The 17,894-nt window shown below is 72.9% G+C and carries 17 protein-coding genes and 1 pseudogene; 7 read left to right on the top strand and 11 right to left on the bottom strand.

The window, feature by feature from the left end; translation table 11 throughout:
* The first annotated feature begins 402 nt into the window (after positions 1-402).
* A complete protein-coding gene (locus ACFYY6_RS14805; protein WP_386607989.1) occupies positions 403-771 on the top strand; it encodes a hypothetical protein in 369 nt (122 codons plus the stop codon).
* 102 nt (positions 772-873) lie between these two features.
* On the opposite strand, the gene ACFYY6_RS14810 is transcribed toward ACFYY6_RS14805, so the two are convergent.
* The gene (locus tag ACFYY6_RS14810) at positions 874-1,782 is read right to left on the bottom strand and encodes a LysR family transcriptional regulator (RefSeq protein ID WP_351524627.1); all 909 of its coding nucleotides are present in this window, start codon (positions 1,780-1,782) and stop codon (positions 874-876) included.
* A 159-nt stretch (positions 1,783-1,941) separates the two neighbouring features.
* Between ACFYY6_RS14810 and ACFYY6_RS14815 the strand changes: the two genes are divergently transcribed.
* A complete protein-coding gene (locus ACFYY6_RS14815; RefSeq protein WP_388649813.1) occupies positions 1,942-2,919 on the top strand; it encodes an EamA family transporter in 978 nt (325 codons plus the stop codon).
* 269 nt (positions 2,920-3,188) lie between these two features.
* Here ACFYY6_RS14815 and ACFYY6_RS14820 read toward each other — a convergent pair whose 3' ends face one another.
* Positions 3,189-3,734 (bottom strand): flavoprotein, encoded by a 546-nt coding sequence (locus ACFYY6_RS14820; protein WP_388649816.1) that lies wholly within the window; start codon positions 3,732-3,734, stop codon positions 3,189-3,191.
* Positions 3,731-4,945 (bottom strand): helix-turn-helix domain-containing protein, encoded by a 1,215-nt coding sequence (locus ACFYY6_RS14825; protein ID WP_389193334.1) that lies wholly within the window; start codon positions 4,943-4,945, stop codon positions 3,731-3,733. Before ACFYY6_RS14825 ends, ACFYY6_RS14820 begins: the two co-directional genes overlap by 4 nt.
* Before the next feature lie 272 nt (positions 4,946-5,217).
* Between ACFYY6_RS14825 and ACFYY6_RS14830 the strand changes: the two genes are divergently transcribed.
* The gene (locus ACFYY6_RS14830; protein ID WP_351626321.1) at positions 5,218-5,412 is read left to right on the top strand and encodes a hypothetical protein; all 195 of its coding nucleotides are present in this window, start codon (positions 5,218-5,220) and stop codon (positions 5,410-5,412) included.
* Positions 5,413-5,723: 311 nt separating this feature from the next.
* On the opposite strand, the gene ACFYY6_RS14835 is transcribed toward ACFYY6_RS14830, so the two are convergent.
* Positions 5,724-6,011, bottom strand: coding sequence for a DUF6415 family natural product biosynthesis protein (locus tag ACFYY6_RS14835; RefSeq protein WP_386607980.1), 288 nt, complete (start codon positions 6,009-6,011; stop codon positions 5,724-5,726).
* Between ACFYY6_RS14835 and ACFYY6_RS14840 the strand changes: the two genes are divergently transcribed.
* Together ACFYY6_RS14840 and ACFYY6_RS14845 are read left to right on the top strand one after the other, a co-directional pair.
* A complete protein-coding gene (locus tag ACFYY6_RS14840) occupies positions 6,001-6,279 on the top strand; it encodes a hypothetical protein (RefSeq protein ID WP_386607978.1) in 279 nt (92 codons plus the stop codon). The genes ACFYY6_RS14835 and ACFYY6_RS14840 overlap by 11 nt on opposite strands.
* Before the next feature lie 23 nt (positions 6,280-6,302).
* Entirely contained in the window at positions 6,303-6,887 is a 585-nt protein-coding gene (locus ACFYY6_RS14845; protein WP_351524620.1) for an HD domain-containing protein, read from the top strand.
* Positions 6,888-7,089: 202 nt separating this feature from the next.
* On the opposite strand, the gene ACFYY6_RS14850 is transcribed toward ACFYY6_RS14845, so the two are convergent.
* The 7 genes and pseudogenes from ACFYY6_RS14850 to ACFYY6_RS14880 all read right to left on the bottom strand — a co-directional run bounded on the left by ACFYY6_RS14850 (position 7,090) and on the right by ACFYY6_RS14880 (position 15,567).
* On the bottom strand, positions 7,090-7,887 hold the full coding sequence (locus tag ACFYY6_RS14850; RefSeq protein ID WP_388649826.1) for a sugar phosphate isomerase/epimerase family protein: 798 nt from the start codon (positions 7,885-7,887) through the stop codon (positions 7,090-7,092).
* Positions 7,888-7,965: 78 nt separating this feature from the next.
* A complete protein-coding gene (locus ACFYY6_RS14855; RefSeq protein WP_389193339.1) occupies positions 7,966-8,595 on the bottom strand; it encodes a GAF domain-containing protein in 630 nt (209 codons plus the stop codon).
* Positions 8,582-9,542 (bottom strand): annotated as a pseudogene (locus tag ACFYY6_RS14860) (S8 family serine peptidase); the annotation flags it as partial. The pseudogene ACFYY6_RS14860 and the gene ACFYY6_RS14855, both read right to left, overlap by 14 nt.
* A gap of 2 nt (positions 9,543-9,544) precedes the next feature.
* Entirely contained in the window at positions 9,545-13,165 is a 3,621-nt protein-coding gene (locus tag ACFYY6_RS14865) for an adenylate/guanylate cyclase domain-containing protein (RefSeq protein ID WP_389193342.1), read from the bottom strand.
* Between the two features lie 232 nt (positions 13,166-13,397).
* Entirely contained in the window at positions 13,398-13,598 is a 201-nt protein-coding gene (locus ACFYY6_RS14870) for an aroma-sacti cluster domain-containing protein (protein ID WP_073783162.1), read from the bottom strand.
* Entirely contained in the window at positions 13,595-14,392 is a 798-nt protein-coding gene (locus ACFYY6_RS14875; protein WP_351524616.1) for an iron-containing redox enzyme family protein, read from the bottom strand. Before ACFYY6_RS14875 ends, ACFYY6_RS14870 begins: the two co-directional genes overlap by 4 nt.
* Entirely contained in the window at positions 14,389-15,567 is a 1,179-nt protein-coding gene (locus tag ACFYY6_RS14880) for a radical SAM protein (RefSeq protein WP_389193345.1), read from the bottom strand. The genes ACFYY6_RS14875 and ACFYY6_RS14880 overlap by 4 nt, the downstream gene beginning before the upstream one ends.
* A gap of 449 nt (positions 15,568-16,016) precedes the next feature.
* Between ACFYY6_RS14880 and ACFYY6_RS14885 the strand changes: the two genes are divergently transcribed.
* Together ACFYY6_RS14885 and ACFYY6_RS14890 are read left to right on the top strand one after the other, a co-directional pair.
* Positions 16,017-16,208: a hypothetical protein gene (locus ACFYY6_RS14885; RefSeq protein WP_351521917.1), complete on the top strand. Its 192-nt coding sequence runs from the start codon at positions 16,017-16,019 to the stop codon at positions 16,206-16,208.
* Between the two features lie 222 nt (positions 16,209-16,430).
* Positions 16,431-17,867 (top strand): MFS transporter, encoded by a 1,437-nt coding sequence (locus tag ACFYY6_RS14890; protein WP_389193348.1) that lies wholly within the window; start codon positions 16,431-16,433, stop codon positions 17,865-17,867.
* Positions 17,868-17,894 lie beyond the last annotated feature (27 nt).

Raw genomic sequence — 17,894 nt, forward strand, 5'->3', positions numbered from 1 at the left:
AGGGTGGCGGTGGCGACGATGCGGTAGGTCGGAGAGATGCACGTGGCGGAAGGCGCTGCGGTGTCATTCGGCGCAACCGAGACCGCCCGCCTCAATCAGACGCACTGCTGAGCGGACACACCGCCCAGCGACGACCGGGGTGATCCCGTGACTTCGTGCCCAGGCTGCGGCGCCGAGGTGCCGAGGGGTGTCCGGACCTGCGGGCGCTGCGGCCGACCCCGGAGCGACCGGTTCGACGAGGGCTCCGGCAACCACGACGGCCGTCGGAGCCCCCGGCCGGACCGTCCGCCGCCCCCGCCGGAGGGCCGTCCTGGCCCCCGTCCGGGCAGCGGCGACCGTCCGTCTGCCGAGCCGCCAAGGCGGCGCGGCGCACCGGATTCCCCACCGCCGCCCGTCGGCCCCGTGAGCGTCGTCGAAGGGCAGGTGCACGGCGCCCAGTTCCGGACCGAGCAGCAGCGGGACATCTCCGAGACGGTGTGTACCTTCCGCGTCGAGCGGTACGACGACTCCAGGAACCGCGTCCAGCTCATCCCGGTGGAGATGCGCGGATACCGGCTGGAGGGCTCCATCAGCGACGGCGACTGGGTGCGGGGGACCGGCAGGATGAAATCCGGTACCTTCCACATGACCGAGGTGGAGAACCTCACGACCGGGGCCGGCGTCCGCGCCAAGCGCATTCCCCGGATCGCCCTGGTCTTCGTCTTCGTCTTCTTCGCCCTCATTCTCGCGTTCATGATCTGGGGCGCCGTCCAGATGTTCGGCACCGGCTGAGCCAGGAGCCCGCGACGCCCGTCGAAAGCCTCACCACGCAGGACGTGGACTGAGCGACTCACCACCCCATGCCGGGGGCGGGAGCCGACCTCCTCCTCCGCCTCACGCCAGGCCGAGTGTGGTCCCGTGCTCCTGCAGCGCGGAGACCGCCGCCGTGATCGCGGGCCGCCGGGCCGCCTCCGTACGCCACAGCGCGTACAGCCGCCGTACCGGTACGGGATCCAGCGGCACCGCCACCACGCCCGCGGGCAGTGGCCCGCGCCCCAACCGCGGGATCATCGCCACCCCGAGACCGGCGGCGAGCAGGGCGAGCTGGGTGTGGTTCTCCTCCGCCTGGTGCCGGATGTCCGGCTCGTGACCCGCCGCTCGCAGCGTCCGTACGAGCCAGTCGTGGCACACCCTTCCCGGCGGCTGGCAGATCCACCGCTCCTTCGCCAGCTCCTCGCGCCGCACCGCGTCCCGCCCCGCGAGCCGGTGGCCCTCGGGAACCAGCAGATCGCACCGGTCGCCGCCGATCACCGCCTGTGCCACGCCCTCCGGGGCGGGCAGCGGCGCGATGTCCCAGTCGTGCGCGACCGCCAGATCGATCACGCCCTTGGCCACCAGGTCGACCGAGAGATGCGGATCGACCTCGGTCAGCCGGACCTCCAGCGCCGGATGGTCCCGTTCCAGCCCGGCCAGCACACCGGGCAGCAGCCCGCGCGCCGCCGACGCGAACGCGCCGATCGACAGCCGTCCCGTCGGCAGCCCCCGGCGCTCCTCCAGTGTGGTCTCCGCCTGTTCCACGATCGCCAGCAGCCGCTGGGCCGTCGCGGCGAGGTGGAGCGCCTCCTCGGTCAGCGCGACGCCGCGCCCGCGGCGTTCGAGGAGGGTGGTACGGGTTTCCCGCTCCAGCTTGGTGATCTGCTGCGAGACCGCCGACGGGGTGTATCCGAGCGCGGCGGCGGCGCCCGCGACGGAGCCGTGGACGGAGACCGCGTGCAGCGCGCGCAGCCGGGAAAGATCGAGCACCGCGGCCTCCGGGGTTCTCGCCGATTCATCGGGGGCTGATCGGTACCGGGTTCGGTGGTCGGGTTCGGTGGTCGGTACCGCATTCATCAGCGTTGCTCAATTCCACCATGAAGGAATCAGCGCTGGTGCTACATGGTCGGCACGGGTGATCCTCGGTGCATGCGTCCCCTCCACATAGCCCTGGCGGCCCTGGTCGCCGCCGTCTGGGGTGTGAACTTCGTCGTCATCGAAGTCGGCCTCGGGCACTTCCCGCCGCTGTTGTTCTCCGCCCTGCGCTTCCTGGTCGCCGCGCTGCCCGCGGTCTTCTTCGTCGGCCGGCCCAAGGTCGCCTGGAAGTGGATCGTGGGCGTGGGCCTGGTCCTCGGCGTGGCCAAGTTCGGGCTCCTCTTCATCGGCATGGACCGCGGCATGCCCGCCGGTCTCTCCTCGCTCGTGCTCCAGGTCCAGGCGGTGTTCACGGCCCTCTTCGCGGCACTGGCGCTCGGTGAACGGCCGGGGAGGGTAAGGATGCTGGGCATGGCCGTGGCGCTCGCGGGCATCGGAGTGGCGGCGGTCGACGAGGGGACGAGCGGACCGGTGCTCGCCTTCGTCCTGGTGATCGTGGCGGCCGCCTGCTGGGGCGTGTCCAACGTGCTGACCCGCAAGGCGGCCCCGCCCGACTCCCTCAACTTCATGGTCTGGGTCTCCACCGTGCCGGTCCTGCCGCTGCTCGGCCTCTCCCTCGTCTTCGAGGGCTGGGACCGCGACGCCGCCGCGCTGGCCGCGCTCGACTGGAGCGGCGTCGGAATCATCGTCTACGTCGCGTGGATCACCACCGTCTTCGGCTTCGGCGCCTGGGGCTACCTGCTGCGCCAGCACCCGGCGTCGTCGGTGGCCCCGTTCACCCTGCTGGTGCCCGTCTTCGGGATGTCCTCGGCCGCACTGCTGCTGGGCGAGTCGGTGAGCCCGCTGCGGTGGTGCGCGGCTGCGCTGCTGGTGGGCGGAGTGGCCCTCACCTCGCTCGCCGGGACGCGGCGGGGGCGTGCGGCGTCGGGGCCGGAGTCGAAGCAGGCGTCGACGGGGCCCGAGCCGACGGCGGCGGTGGAGGGTGTGGACGCTGGGCCGGGCCGGGAATCTCCGGTGTCTCGTGTCGTCTGACTTCGCCAGGTGCGGTCGTCCTCGCTGAGGCGGACATCGTCACTTCGTCTTGTGGCCGTCATGGTCTCGCGCATGACATCCCCTCGACCGTTCGCCCTGTGCGGCGAGCAGCACGAGTTGCTCAGCCGACGAGCCAACACGCTCCCGTCGGGCGGGAGCTCGGACCCCGCCCCCGGTACCGGAACGCCCCCGCCCGCGCGGAAACGCACAGCGCGGCCAGCCCGTCCCGCGCGCGCCGGTCTGGCCACCCACGCATGCGCGGAGGCCATCTACACAGGGGGACCCACAAGGCAGCCGACCGAATCCAGAGCGAGGTGCCAAGGGAAGGTTGCGGGCTCACCACGCTTCGGAGGGTGCGACTCGTACCCATCCGGCCCGTCGAGAAGGACTACGCCTTGCGCCCGCAGGTCCGCGATGCTGCGGGCCACCGCCGGCTGGCTTCCCTGCGCCTGGTTGAAGTAAGGCATGGCCACCACCGGAACCCCCAGGTGCACGCCCTCGGAGACCAGCCCCAACGCCAGGGTGTCCGCGATTCCGGCACCCCACTTGTTCAGGCTCGTGCAGGACAACGGGGCCACGAGCATGGCGTCCGCCTTCGGTAGCGCGTCCCGCTCCCCAGGCAATTTGTACTGCGACCGCACTCGATGCCCCGTCAGCGCTTCCAGCTCACCGAGGCGCGGTTCCCACCAGCGGGCAGCCGACGGTGTCAGGACCAGGCAGGTGTCCCATCCTCGTGCCTGCGCCAGGCCCACTCCCTTGTCGACGTATTCGGTGGGGCCGGCCGCACAGGCAATGAGATACAGCACTCTCGTCATGCCTGGAGTCCACATCGGGCGGCCAGCGCGCGCAACTCGCCGCTTGGGAGGGGCGTTGCGGCAAGAACGTCCTTCACCAGCGCCATGGTGCCGGGCCTCCCCCGGAACTCTTCAGGGGCAAGCCTGGCAGCCTGAACGAGAGAGGCCACGGCAGCCTCTCTCTTCCGTGTCAAGAGTTGAGCGCGGGCCAGAGTGATGAGGTGCCCGGCCCGACGTTCATTCCTCAGCTTTCGTACATCCGCATCGGTCACGGCCTCCGCGGCGTCCAATGCCGACCAGCCGTCCTCGAAACGGGCCAGGACGTCCACCCGGTGCAGCGCGACGTTCGTCGGGCCGAAGTTCGTCCAGTCCATGTTCAAGTCCGCGCCCTGCTGGTCGGCCACTTCGCCGGCCTGATCGACGTGCTCGATGGCGGCCCGGACCCTGGATGCCGTTCGTTCCTGGGCGGACGCGCTGACCGCGGCCGACAGATACAGCATGCCGAGGGTCGACAGACCGAGCGGTCCGGCCGTTGACAGATCGTCCTGGAGGCGCCGCGCCGCCGCTACGGCGAAGCTGACGGCTGCTGCGGACTGCCCCTGGGAGGCAAGGGACTTGGCGACCCGACGGGATGCGGCACCGATGGTCACCGCATCCCCGGACTGTTCTGCCGCAGCCAGGGCCCGGTCTGCGACGACCGCAGCCTGCACGGCTGTCGCCGGTCCGTACTTGTGGAGGAAGCTCGTTGTCAGTTGCAGTACTCGGGAGTGGAGGGCGTGTGCTCCCGCTGCCTCGTCGCCTGCGCGGGCGGCCGTACGGCCAGAGCCGACGACGAGGGCGGGAAGCTCGCGGCCGAGCGCCAGGTAATGGCAAGCCTGGAACGCTTCACAGCAGTAGACGAGACGCTGGCGCAACTCGTCGAGCGGCAGCGGAGGAGTGTCGTCCTCCGCACCGCTGTACAGCACGTCGATGACAGCCGCGGCTTCTGCCGACGGCTGGCCGGGAGTCGCGGCCGGTGAAGGAGTGTCGGTCAAGAGTTGTTCCAGGGGGATCCGCAGTACTTCGGCCGCCTTCACGACCACCGACAGGCGCGGATCCTGCTGCCGTTGACCGCCCTCCAGATCTTGCACCCATCTATGGGTTTGTCCCATCAGCCGCCCGAAGTCGGTTTGTGTGAGGCCACGACGCTCTCGCCAGTAGGCGATGCGGCGACCGATGCGACCAGCGTTCATCAAGGTCTCCCGAACAGCGCACGCACTTTGCGTGCCCATCACGGTTGTACCGCGCCCTACGGTGCGGGCAGAGGAGATCCGCAGAAGTCTGCGCCCAATGAGTATCGAGAGGAACCAGGGGTCGACGTGGTGATGACGATCAAGGTGTACGAGGTCGACCGGCACGGCCGGACGCGCGTGATCCGTCCGAAGGCCGAAGTCGTTCCGGCCAGGACTGTGGCCCTGTCGACCGCGCTCCCGCCGTGCCGGTGCGACCAGTGCAAGGGGGTGCGATGACCACGCGGCCCGCGCAGTCGAAGCCGCCCGTGCGGCCCGGCTTCGGCTGGTGCCACTGGCACAAGGGTCCGTCCGGGACCGCGGTTCTGGTCGACGTCATCGAGCAGGGCTCCGGCCCCGGGATCGGCCTGTACGCGTGCGCCCCGTGCCGGGAACAGCGCCGCATTCACCCATACGGCGAGCAGCCGTGATTGCGCCCGCACCGGCCACCCGGGAAGCGCTCGCGCCCGCGTGCCGGATCGGCGAGCACGGGGAGTGTCCGGGCCGGGTGTCACCCGTCGGACGGGGGGCTCCGGAGTGGGAGGTGCCCATTGAGACGCGGTGGTGCGCATGCCCCTGCCACCGCGTCGGATGACACCGTTGAGAGGAAACGGGGGTGCCTGCTGCGTCCCAGGTGCGGCCGGCCCGGCTCGGCGTGGGGGCGTCCGTTCCGGCTGGCACACCGAAACGGGGTAGGAACCGCCCGGCCCGCGACGAGGGTGGACAACGGGCGGGTGCGTGGTCAGGGGATCGGTTGCATCTCGTCGGGCAAGTCGACCACCGTCGAGGTCATCCGCCTCAGGAGCACTCGCGGCCCGATGGGGCCGTCTGCCGGTGCGGTCGAGACCAGGTGCCGTGCTCTGTCGATCACTTCATCGATCGGGCCCGACCCCGCAACGAAATCGGGCACTGTCGCGACGAGTTGCATGAGCGCGCCGCGGGTTCGGCACAGGAGTACGGCGACCTCGGCCTGGCCAGGGAGGCGCTGCTCTTCGAGAATCTGCTCCAGATCCTCGAAGATGCCGATCAACACTGTTTCGGACAGAGGCCACCTGCGCAGCCCCGGCAAGCACCCGCTCCACGGTTTCCGTGCTGTTGTCGATCTCGGCTGCATCGACCTCAACGCCCACACCGTGTGGGCCTTGCTCGCCTCTCGCCGTGGCCTTCTCACCGCCGACCCCCACTTGAACCGGCTCCTCGTCGACCGGGTCGCGGTCCTTCTGGACAGCAGCGCGATCTCCTCTCAAACCAGGCGGGAGTTGGAATCCGTGCATTACGGTCTGACCCTGCACATCTGATCAACTCCACCGGAGGGGACGCCATGACGGACGCTGGCAGCACCAACCACGACACGGGGACAACTGGCTACCTGCTGGAGATGGGCGCCCTGAAGCGAGGAAAGCGCAGCGGCTGGTGGATTGCGGGTGTCAAGGACCCGGAGACGATCGCCGAGCACTCCTGGCGCACTGCGGTCGTCGGCTCCGTCCTGGCCATGATGGAGGGCGCCGATCCTGCCAAGGTCGCCCTCTTGTGCACCTTCCACGACACGCAGGAGACCCGTGTCGGCGACATCCCGTGGATCGGCCGTCGGTACATCAACGTGGCCAAGAACGAGGACGTCACAGCCGATCAAGTCGCCGACGCACACCCTGTTGTCGCCAACGGCATCAAGGCCATCGTCGACGAATACGAGAACAGCGACTCTCTCGAAGTACTGGTCGCCCACGACGCCGACAAGCTGGAGTGCATGATTCAGGGGCTGGAATACCTCCAGCAGGGCTACCCGGCGGCACAGGAGTGGGTGGACTCCACCAGGGCGAAACTCAAGACGCCTTCTGCTCTCGCACTTGCCGAGGCTGCGCAGACGATGTCCCTCGCGGAGTGGCAGCGCACCTACCTCCGGTAGGGCCTCACGTCCCTCGATTCAACGGGCGGTGTCGGCGGCGTTCCCTGTTCGGGACGCCGCCGACCAGGCGAAGGCCACGCCCCGCTCGGCAGCCGCATCCTGGCGAGGTCCGAACACGCGGCGGCACCGCGGGTGGGAGACCGGCCCCTCGTTCCTCGCAGCCCGGCAAGCCGTCGCTCCCGCGCGGATCTGCCGCGGCGCCCTACCGCCCCGCCGCCCCCAACCGCAGCAGGTGTTCCCGTCCGGCGGCCAGCAGGTCCGGCAGTTCCGCCGCAGCCGGGTGCCACCGCTTCTCGTACTCCCAGCAGACCCAGCCGTCCCAGGCGTCCCCGCCGAGCGCGTCCAGAGAGGCGGCCAGCGGCAGTACCCCGGCGCCGAGCGGCAGCGGCGTCGGGTCGTCCGCCGAGGCGATGTCCTTGACCTGTACGTAGCCCAGGTACGGGGCCAGCACCGCATGGCTGGCGGCCGGGTCCTCGTTCGCGAGCCAGGTGTGCATGACGTCCCACAGCGCGCCGATCCGCCGGTGGCCGACCGTGCCGACGACCCGGGCCACGTCGGCGCCCGCCCGGTGCGAGTCATGGGTTTCGAGCAGAACGCGCACGCCCAGGTCCTCGGCGTGCGGCGCGGCGGCGGCCAGCCTCCGGGCGGCCGTCTCGTCGGCCGTCGCGGGGTCCTGGCCGCCGGCGCCCGGGAAGACCCGTACGTTCTGCGCGCCCAGGTCGTGGGCCAGCTCCACCAGGGCGGCGATCTCGTCCAGCACGGGCCCGTCGTCGCCCTCGGCCGCGACCCGGGCGTACCCGGCGACGGTCAGGATCTCGACGCCGTGCTTCTCGAACTCCTTGGCAACGGCGGCCCGTTCGGAGGCCGAGAGGCCCGGGTGCGCCGGCTCCTCCGGGTGGGCGCGCAGCTCAACGCCCTGGTAGCCGTGTTCGGCGGCGAGCCGGACCACATCGGCCATCGGCATGCCCGGCACCCCGAGGGTCGAGAAAGCGAGCTTCACTGCGTGGTCCTTCCGTCGTCGCCGTTCGTCGCTGCTCCGCCAGGCTCCCGGAGGCTCGGCACGGCTCCTGGCGGAGGCTCAGCACGGCTCTCGGAGCAGCTGCTCCAGACTACCCAGCAGCCGCAGCGCGTCCGCCCGCTGACGGGTGTCCAGCCGGCCGCCCGCGCCCGGCGTCCCGGTATCGGCCGGCGCGTACGCCACCACCCGCAGTGCCGCGGCGGCCTGCCGGGCGAACATCGCGAGCAGGTCCAGTTCCCGCAGGTCCGTACGGGCGCACGGCGACGGGTCGAGCACCTCCAGCACGCCGAGCACCCGGCCGTCGCTGATCAGCGGGGCCGCCATCAGCGCGCTCGGCACGTACTCGGTGGACTCGGCGAGCGACCGGTCGAAGGACGGGTCGGCATTGAGGTCGTCCACCACCATCGGCTCGCCCGAGGTCGCCACCCAGCCCGCGATCCCACGCCCGGCCGGGAAGCGGCGGCCCACCAGGAACTCCTCGCCCTGTCCGGAGACCGCCTGGAACACCAGCTCGTCGGCCTCCTCGTCCAGCAGGAAGACCGAGCTCGCCGCCGCGCCGAAGATCGCCCGCGCCACGTCGACGACGGACTGGAGGAGTTCGCGTCGGGCCGCGGTTACCGCCGGGAGCGTCTCCTGGGCCGTTCCCGGAGTCGCTGACGTCACTGACGCTGATTCGGTTCTCGGAGTCATCAGACCTCTCCTGCCGGATCGGAGGGCCGCGGGCCGAACCGCACGTTCGCCGCGGAGAGATAAAGAGCGTTCTTGAGCTGGAAGGCCGTCATCCTGGGGTGTGCCGACAGGAGACGCGTGCACAGCCCGCTGATGTACGGGGTCGCGAAGCTGTTCCCGGTGGTACGGATCGACGTGCCGCCCAGCCAGGGCACCGACACGTTCTGGCCGGGGGCGAAGAACTCCACCGGCGGTTCGGGGTTGTAGAGGTGCAGATCCGGGTCGTCCTCCTGGTGGCTGCCCACCGAGATCACCGACGCGAACCGCCACGGATAGCTCTCCACCGGGCTGTTGTGCGCCGAGGCGACGACGACCGAGCGGCTGAAGTAGGCGTGGTCGGCGAGCGCGTGCAGCTCCTGGGCGAACCGGGCGCGGGTGGTGGACAACGACAGGTTCACCACGTCGAAGCCCTGTTCGACCGCCCACCGCAGCCCGGCGAGCAGGACGTCCCCGGTGCCGGAGAACCGTTCTCCCAGGACCCGGACGCTGTACAGCTCGCACTCCGGGGCGGTCCGGCGGATGATCCCCGCGCACGCGGTGCCGTGCCCGCAGGTGTCCCCGGTGTCGGTCTCCCTGACCTCGGTGTCGCCGGTCTCCGGGTCCTTGACCACCACCCAGGAACCGGCCACCGGCCCGATCCCCGGGTGGTCGCGCTCGACCCCGGAGTCCACCACGCAGACCCGCACACCCCGCCCGGTGCCAGGCACGCGGCCGCCGTCGCCACCGCCGTCGCCGGGCCGGGGACCGGGGTCGGCCCGCACCACCACGTCGTCGGGGCCGCGCCCCCGCAGACTCCACGTCAGCCCCGCGTTGGGCGAGGGGGCGTGTGCCGGGGCCGGTCGAGATGCCGGTGCGGGTACGGGTGCCTGTCCCGGTCCTGGTCCGGGGGCCGTGTCCGTGGTCGTCATCCTCAGCTCTTCTCCGTCGTGGCCGCCGCCGGTCCCGCGGCGAGCCGCGCCGCCCACCGCTCGCCCGGCAGATGTCCCTTCTCCGCGAACCGTTCCCGGGCCTCCCGCGCCGCCGCCGCTGCCCCGTCCGGATCGTCCAGCAGCGCCAGCGTCCGCGCCCGGTCCAGCGACGCGGTGGCCCGCACCAGCGGCGAGTCGGTCAGCAGGGCGTCCTGTACGGCGCGGTCCGCGCGGCGCAGGGCCGCTTCCCGCTCCCCGGCCTCCGCCGCCAGCCGGGCACGCAGCCCGGCGAGGTCCACCCGGTCCGCGTGCGGCAGCGTCCGGGGCGCCCCGACCTCTTCGAGCCACGGACCGGCGGCGTCCGGCCGGCCGTCGTCGAGCAGCAGCCGCGCCGCCTCCAGCGCGATGGCCGGCCGCATGGACCGGGCCCCGGCGCGCGCCGCCGCGCGGTCCGCCCGGACGAGCAGGCCCAGGGCCGGATCGGTGTGTCCGAGCAGCGCCTCGACCGTCGCCCGGAACACCGGGATGAAGACCTCCGCCTCCGCATAGCCCAGGTCCTCGGCCAGTTGTTCCGCCTCGGCCAGGCACTCCCCGGCCCGGTCCGCCCGGCCGTGCAGCGCGTGGAGCACGGCCAGCGGACAGTTCAGCGTGGTGCGTACGGCGGGCCGTCCGGCCCCGTGCGCGGCGAGGAGGTCCCCGCAGCGCGCCACCGCGACCGCTACCGGCTCCGGGCCCCGCCACAACGAGATCCCGATGGCGCCGAGCGCCGCCGCCCGTTCCGGTTCGGCCTCGGCCCGCACCGCGTGGTCCAGGGCCAGCGTCAGATCGCGGTCGGCCTCCTCGTGCCGTCCGGCCCGCTGCAGCTGTTGTGCCAGCCGCAGCCGGGCCCGCGCCTGGCCGACGGAGTCGCCCGCGGACTCGAAGAGCGGCAGTACCGCGCGAGCGGCCGAGGACACGCTCACCGCGCCCGGGGCCAGCGACGCCAGCGCGAGCCTGGCGTGCGCGGCCTCCACCGGAGCCGCCTCGATGGTCAGAACCTGCCTCAACACGCGCTCACCCTCCTCCGGGTGACCGAGCGCCAGCCGTACCTCGCCGAGTCGACGCAGCGCCGGTGCCGCGGCGGGGTCGCCCGGCGGATGCAGCGCCACGGCCCGCTCCAGCAGCCCCTGCGCCCAGTGCAGATCGGAACGGGCCAGCGCCTGCGCCCCCGCCGACGCGAGCGCGGACGCGGCCCGGATCCGCAGGGCATCGGCCCGGCCGTCGGCCAGACCGAGTTCGGTGCGGTACCGGTGCGCCCGCTCCAGATGACCGCCCACCGCCGCCTCGCCCGCAGCCGTCACACTGGGCAGTTCGGCCGCCCAGGCGTGCCGTTCCGCCTTGGCTCGCTTGGACAACGAGGCGTACGCGACCTCCTGGACCAGGCCACTGCTGAACCGGTGCCGTCCCGCGTCCGGATCGCCGCCCGGCGCGATCTCCACGAGACGGCGCCGCCGCAGCCGGGCCAGCGCCCGAGTCACCCGGATCCGGTCGTCGTCCTCCGGAACCGATGGCCCCTCCTCCAGCGGGGGGCGGAAGGCGGGGGAGGATTCGGGGGTGCCGGAGGCATGGTCGGGGTGCTCGTACGGGTCGTACAGGCCGTACCGGTCCACGGTCTCCGCCGCGCGCGCGGCCCGGGTCAGCCGGACGAGTTCGGGCGCGGTGAAGTCCCGGCCGAGGACCGCGGCCAGGTCGAGGGTGGCGCGTTCGGTGCGCTCCAGCGCGCCGATCCGGGCACCGAGCAGCGCCTGCAGGGTCGGCGGAAGCGCCGGTTCGCCGGTGGTACGGGGGCCCGGGGGCGGGGCCGGCCGGTCCGGCCCGGCGGGGATCAGCAGCTGTTCCAGATACAGCGGATTGCCCTCGGCGCGGTCGTACAGGTCGTGGCTGTGGAGGTCGTGCGTGTGCGTGGCGTGCCCGTGGGGCTCGTGTGTGTGCGCGGAGTGCCCGTGCGTCTCGTGCCCGTAGGGGCCGTGGTCGTCCGGGGCGCGGTCGCGGTGGACGTGGTCGTGCGGGAGGTGGTCGCACGGGGTGCGGTCGTGCGCGGCGTGGTCGTGCGGGAGGTGGTCGCACGGGGTGCGGTCGTGCGCGGCGTGGTCGTGCGGGGTGTCCCCGCCGGCCGTTCCGGTCGTGTCGGTCGTATCAGCCGCCCCGGTCGCGTTCGCCGCCCCGGCCGTGTCCGCGGTCGCGGATGCGTTGGCCGTTCTGGCCGTGTCCGCAGTCGCGCTTGCGGCCGCGCCCGCCGTTCCGGTCAGTGCGCGGACCAGCAGGGCCGCCTCCGCACGGGACAGACCGGCGAGCGGCAGGACCTGCGCCGGGTGCGCGGGGGGATCGGTGGCGGGCGGGGGCCCGTCCGGGCGGCCCGGGCACACCATGAGCACGCCCGCCCGGCCGAGCGGTCCGGCCAGCCGGTCCACCGTCCGCACCAGCAGTGGCTCGGCCCAGTGCCAGTCGTCGATGACCAGCACCACCGGGAGCCGTCCCGCGGCCCTGCCCAGCACGGTGATCAGCGCGGCGCACATGTCCTCGAACGGGGCGTTGGGCGTGCCGTCGTGCAGCAGACCGCCCCGCAGCACCGCCCGCGCGTCCGCCACTGCCGCCCTCGCCCGCCCGGCCGCCGCTCCGAGGGCCTCCCGTGCGTCGGGGGAGCCCAGTGCCTCCCGCACCGCGTCGGCCAGCGGGGTCAGGGTGCCGTGGTCGCCGTAGCTGCGGCAGCGCCCGGTACCGATGACCGGCCGTCCCGGCCCGGCGAGCCCGGCCAGCCACTCGCGCGCCAGCCTGGTCTTGCCGATCCCGGCGTCGCCGACGAGGCGGACCAGCCCCGGGCCGGAGCCGTGGGCCGTCCGGTCCAGGGCCTCGTCCAGCGTCGCCCGTTCCCCGGCCCGGCCGATGAACGGCACATCGAAGCGGCGCAGCAGCTCGGGGTCGTCGGCGCCGAGCGCGATCAGGCGGTACGCGGTCACCCGGTCGCTCTTGCCCTTGAGCCGCAGCGGGCCGACCTCCTCGACGACCACGGTCGGCCCGGCGGCCTCCAGGGTCTGCGGGCCGATGAGGATTTCGTCGGTGGCGGCGTTCTGCTCCAGCCGGGCGGCCACGTTCACGGTCTCGCCCGAGACCAGTGCCTGCCGGGCGCCGGCATCGGAACCCGCCACGACCGTACCGGTGTTGACGCCGATCCGGATGCTGAGCCGGATGCCCAGCGCGGCCTCCAGATCGGTGTTGAGATCGGCCAGCGCCTCGCGCATGCCGAGGGCCGCGGCCAGTGCCCGCCGCGCGTCGTCCTCGCGCATCACCGGCACTCCGAACACGGCCATCACGGCGTCGCCGATGAACTTCTCCGGGGTGCCGCCGTGCGCCTCGATCCGTTCGCTCATGACGGCGAAATAGCGCAGGGTGACGCTTCGCAGGGTCTCCGGGTCGAGTTGCCCGGACAGCGCCGTCGAACCCACCAGATCGCAGAAGACCGCGGTGACCAGCTTGCGTTCGTCCTCCGGTGGCGCGGCCGCGGCGGGTGCCGGGCACGGGGTGCCGCAGGACGGGCAGAACCGTGCGTCGGCGGGCAGTTCGTGCCGGCACGAGGTGCAGTTCATCGGCGCTTCCTCTCTGCTCGTCTCTGCTTGTCCGTGCTTGTTTCTGCCTCTCTCCACCGGAACCGGTGGGACCGGTGCTGATGGGCCCGGAACCCGACGGGATCGGGGTCGGCCGGACCGGTGCCGGTGGGACCGGGGCCGGCGGGATCGGGGTCGGCCGGACCGGTGCCGGTGGGACCGGGGCCGGCGGGCCAGGTGGGCTCCGGCACCGGCACCGGCACCGGTCGCGGCACTAGAACAGCGCGCCGCCCGCGATCTCGCCGTGCGCCTCCACTTCGGGTCCGACGGCGTCCAGCCGGGACTTGATGTCGAGCAGCACGGTGAGTTCCTCCGGCGCGAGGTCGTTCAGTACCCGGCGCTGTTCATCGGTGAGCAGATCGACGGCGAACCCGGCGCCGTACAGCACGGCGAGCCGGTCCGGTGGTTCGGTCATGACGGGCCTCCCATCGAGACGGACCGTCCGGCCCCCCGCACCGGACGGTCCGATGCGGCGCGCCCGAGCCGGACGAACAACTGGGTGAGCGCGTCGGTGGTGTGCAGGGCGCTGACGGCGACCGCGGTCTCCTGGCCCCGCGACAGCGGCAGCCGGTCGAGCAGCCCGTGCAGTTCGGCGGAGTGGCCGTCGTCGAGGCGCGCGTGCTCGTGCACGGTACGGAAGGCGGGGGCGGGCAGCCCGGTCAGCCGGGCCAGCCGGGGCGCGAGTCCGGCGGCGGGGGCGTGGCCCTCCAGCACGGCGATGTAACCGAGCAGCGCCACCGGGTGGTGGTGCTCGATCCAGTAGTACTGGGCGCCCGCCAGCGAGGCGACGAGCGGATCGGGCATCCGGTCCACCGCGTCCCGGGGGTCGGCGCCGGCCGCCGCCAGGTCCTCCAGCAGCCAGGCGTCGTGCTCCGCCTCCTCCCGGATGTGACCGTCCAGATAGGGGACGAGCGAGGCGCTCAGCGGATCGCCGTACCGCCCCAGCAGCGCGGCCCGTTCGGCGGCACGTTCCATCAGTGGTACGGAGGCGCGGATTACCGCGTGCATCGTGCTCAGGTACGCCCGATAGCGGGGCAACAGGCCATCGGCACGCCACAGTCCGGCCAGGGCCGTCCGCAACGCCGGTTCGGCGAAGGCGAGTTTGACGCGCAGTCGCTCGGATGCCGACAGCCGGTCGGCTGCCGACGGGCCCTCGGAGGCGGACGGCCGCTCGGAGACGGACGGGGTGGTCGGTTCGACGGCACTCATGTCCGGGTGCCTCCCGTCACCGGGTACGGAGCCGGGTGCGTGGCCGCCGGTGACGGAGCCGGATACGGAGCCCGGTCGGGGGTCCGCTCGCCGCCGCCCGGGGCCGCCACCAGGTCGGCGTACGCGGCGCAGCCGTGGCGCCGTACCAGGGCCGCCGGCCCCTGTGCGTGCTGTTGCCGGGCCGCGGTCAGGTCCAGCAGCGCGCCCGCGGCGCCCGATGCCAGGGCCTCGGCCGCCGCGACCACCTCCGGCCGCCGGCCCAGCGCCCGGCAGTCCCCGCAGTAGGAACCGGCCGGGGCGCCCGACGCCCACCGCTGTCGCAGGTGGGCAGGGCCGACCGTGCGGACCAGCCGGAGCAGCGGCGAGCCGAGGGTCCGCGCCCGTACGGAGGCCCAGTCGTCCTCCGCCACATGACCGAGCCGCAGATGGGACGGGGCGGGGCGGCGGTCCACGGTGTCCTGGTTGCAGCAGGCCAGGACCGTCCCGTCGAAGGCGACCACCGGCCAGGCGGCCATCGCGCACGGCAGCGCGCCCCCGCCGCCCGGTTCGTCACGGGCGGCGGGGGCGGTACGCGCCGGGCGGGCCCAGGACGCCGCACGGCCGAACGGCCGCACCTCGTTGACCAGGGACGGCACCGTACCGCCGAACGTCCGCTCTATGTCCGCGGTCACGTCCGCGAGATAGGGGTCGTCCTCCCCGGCCCCGGTCAGGTGGAAACTGATCGCGACGCCCAGCTCGCGGATCTCGCGCATCGCCTGGAACACCGCGTCCCGGGGCACCTCCCGCTCGTGGTGCAGGTCGAGGCTGGCGGAGAAGTGGTCGAGCGTGCGCACCGCCCGCCGCACCGGTTCCGGAAGCCCGCCCGGGCGGGCGAAGAACATTCCGCTGAGCAGCGCGGTCCGGGTCCCGACGGTCCGCGCGGTACGGGCGAGCGCGGCCACCAGGCGCGGCCGGAGCAGTGGTTCACCACCGGTCAGCATCATCACCTCGGGCCGGTCCGCGGCGGTGAACGAGGAGACGAACCGTTCCAGCGCCTCTGCCCCCGGTTCCTCCCGTACCTCCGGCGCGGAGCCGGTGGAGCAGTGGGCGCAGCGCAACGGGCAGCGCCGGGTCAGGGTGACCAGTACTCCGCCGGCCGGGACCGGCCGCAGTCCGATGAGTTCGGCGAGTTCCATCCGGCCGTCTCCTTCGGGCGTAGAGGGCGTCTCCGCGCGCGTGTCGTGCGGGAGGTACGTGCGGGAGCTACTCGATGTGCGGGAGGTACTGGGCGTGCGGAACATGCGGGAGGTGCGGAACATGCGGGAGGTGCGGGAGGTGCGGCGCGTGGTGGCCGTGCGCGTACACAGCCTCCGGCCGGACGGTTCGGCACCGGTCCGGAACCGGCCCGGAACCGGTATGGCCGCAGGCCGGACGCCGTCCGGCGGGTCGCCGCCCGGCCATGTGGGCGCCCCCGTACCGCTGTCCGCCCCCTTACGTCGTCCGTCCATCCCCGGTGAGCAGCCGCGATACCGCCCCCATACCGGCGTCGAGCCGTTTGCCAGGCCGGGGCTCCTAACTTTCTGGTCAGCGGCAGGCACCCGCCGGCCGCACCGGAAGGACCGGGCCTCGCCCGGGACGACCGGAGATGACCGCGATAGACGAGTGGACGGAGACCACCATGTCCGAGAACACCAAGCCCGTCGCCGACGACAACAACGAGACCCCCGAGGTCGAGGCGCACTCCGTGCTGGACCTCCAGGAGACCGCCGTCAACCACGAGCGCGAGATCGACGGCAGCTGCGTCAGCACCGTGAGCCTCGTTCTGTCGGAGCAGTAAGGGCTGATGACCGGGCCGCGGCGCCACCCGGGGAAGGAACGTCTTCCCTCAGTGGCGCCCGGCCGGCCGAAACGGGGCGGCTCCGTGTCACGGAGACCGCCCCGCCTCGATTTCCCGGGCCGGCCGCCCGTTTCACCGGGTCCCCGCCCCCTCGCCAGGCCGTTGCCTTCGCCGGGCCACCGGCCGAGCCCTGTCCCCGAATTCACCGACCGGGAGCCGACGATGGCCGCCACGCTACGAACCAACCGGGACTTCCGACTGCTGTGGATGAGCGGCCTCTTCGCCGTTCTCGGCACCCAGATGACCGCTCTGGCCCTGCCTCTCCTCGTGCTCCGCGAGACCGGATCGGCCATGCAGGCCGGTGCGATCAGCACGGTGTCCGTCACCGCGGTCCTGATCACCATGCTTCCCGGCGGGGTGATGGCCGACCGGGTGGAGCGCCGCAGGCTGATGCGCGTGTGCGACCTGGGCAGCTTCTGTGTCGTCGGCGCCCTCGTCGTGGCCGTGTGGACCGGGCACGTCCCGCTGCCGCTGGTGCTGCTGGTCGCGGGCGCGGGCGCCGTCATCGGCAGCCTCTACGGGCCCGCCGCCTTCGGGCTGATGCGGAGCGTCGTACCCCCGGAGGACATGGGGACCGCGACCGCCCGCCTCCAGGCCCGTACCGCCACCGCGCGGCTGGTGGGGCCGATGGTCGGGGGCGCCCTGTTCGGACTGCACCCGGTCCTGCCGTTCCTCGCCGAGGCCATCGGGCTGCTTCTGTCCACGATCTGCGTGGCCCTGGTACGCACCCGGTCCAGGTCCGAGACCAGGGCCGGATCGGCCTTCAGTAAAGCCGAGTTGACCGCCGGGCTCTCATTCCTGTGGCGGCTGCCCTATCTGCGGACCGTGCTCCTCGTCTTCGGGCTCGGCATGAACTTCGCCTTCGGCGCCCTGACGTTCACCGCGCTGACCGTCTTCTCGGGCGGCGGGAGGTCCGGACTCGGCGGCGGCACCGTCGTCACCTTCATCTCGGTCGGTGCGCTCACCGGTGCGCTCCTCGCCCCCCGGCTGCGCCCCGAACGTCATACCTGGGCGCTGATCGCCGCCACCTGCTGGTTCTGCGTGGCGAGCGCTCTCGCCATGGCCTGGGTCCGGGTCCCGCTGTTCGCCGGGCTGCTCTGCGCCGCCTGCATGTGCCTGTCCACCGTGGCCAGCATCGGCTTCCTCTCCACCCTGCTGGCCGTCACCCCCGGTGACCGGGTGGGCAGGGTGCAGAGCGCCGCCGGTTTCCTCTCCTCACTGGTCCAGCCGTTCGGGCCGTTGGCCGGGGGCGCGCTTCTCACCGCCTTCGGCGGCCGGGCGACGTTCGGGGCGATCGCCGCGGTCCTCGCCGTCTCCGCCGCCGTCGTCACGTTCGCCCCGTCCGCCCGGCCGGGCCCGGCGGTGGTCGCGGCGGCCACCTCCTCCAGGTCGGGCGCCTCCCCGGGGGCCACCGAGTCCTCCGGGGCCACCGAGTCCTCCGGCCCGGTCAAGCCCTCTGCCCCGACCGGGCCTTCTGGGTCGGCCGGTTCCTCCGGCCCGGCCGAGGACGGGAGCCCGGCGCGCTCCGCGCCGTACGAGGAGGAGGCCCGCGCGGACGCGATCGTCGGCGACGGAACCCCCGCGAACCGGACCCCGTGAGCGGAGCCCTCGCACACGAGATCCGCG

This window comes from Streptomyces sp. NPDC001750 (genome assembly GCF_042892615.1).
Classification (GTDB): Bacteria; Actinomycetota; Actinomycetes; order Streptomycetales; family Streptomycetaceae; genus Streptomyces.

Coding starts and splice junctions, on each gene's coding strand:
- ACFYY6_RS14870 (WP_073783162.1), bottom strand. CDS start 13,598: ATGACCGAACCACCGGACCGGCTCGCCGTGCTGTACGGCGCCGGGTTC.
- ACFYY6_RS14845 (WP_351524620.1), top strand. CDS start 6,303: ATGACGGACGCTGGCAGCACCAACCACGACACGGGGACAACTGGCTAC.
- ACFYY6_RS14820 (WP_388649816.1), bottom strand. CDS start 3,734: ATGACGAGAGTGCTGTATCTCATTGCCTGTGCGGCCGGCCCCACCGAA.
- ACFYY6_RS14875 (WP_351524616.1), bottom strand. CDS start 14,392: ATGAGTGCCGTCGAACCGACCACCCCGTCCGTCTCCGAGCGGCCGTCC.
- ACFYY6_RS14865 (WP_389193342.1), bottom strand. CDS start 13,165: ATGAACTGCACCTCGTGCCGGCACGAACTGCCCGCCGACGCACGGTTC.
- ACFYY6_RS14830 (WP_351626321.1), top strand. CDS start 5,218: ATGACCACGCGGCCCGCGCAGTCGAAGCCGCCCGTGCGGCCCGGCTTC.
- ACFYY6_RS14855 (WP_389193339.1), bottom strand. CDS start 8,595: ATGACTCCGAGAACCGAATCAGCGTCAGTGACGTCAGCGACTCCGGGA.
- ACFYY6_RS14825 (WP_389193334.1), bottom strand. CDS start 4,945: ATGAACGCTGGTCGCATCGGTCGCCGCATCGCCTACTGGCGAGAGCGT.
- ACFYY6_RS14890 (WP_389193348.1), top strand. CDS start 16,431: ATGGCCGCCACGCTACGAACCAACCGGGACTTCCGACTGCTGTGGATG.
- ACFYY6_RS14815 (WP_388649813.1), top strand. CDS start 1,942: ATGCGTCCCCTCCACATAGCCCTGGCGGCCCTGGTCGCCGCCGTCTGG.
- ACFYY6_RS14885 (WP_351521917.1), top strand. CDS start 16,017: ATGACCGCGATAGACGAGTGGACGGAGACCACCATGTCCGAGAACACC.
- ACFYY6_RS14840 (WP_386607978.1), top strand. CDS start 6,001: ATGCCGATCAACACTGTTTCGGACAGAGGCCACCTGCGCAGCCCCGGC.
- ACFYY6_RS14880 (WP_389193345.1), bottom strand. CDS start 15,567: ATGGAACTCGCCGAACTCATCGGACTGCGGCCGGTCCCGGCCGGCGGA.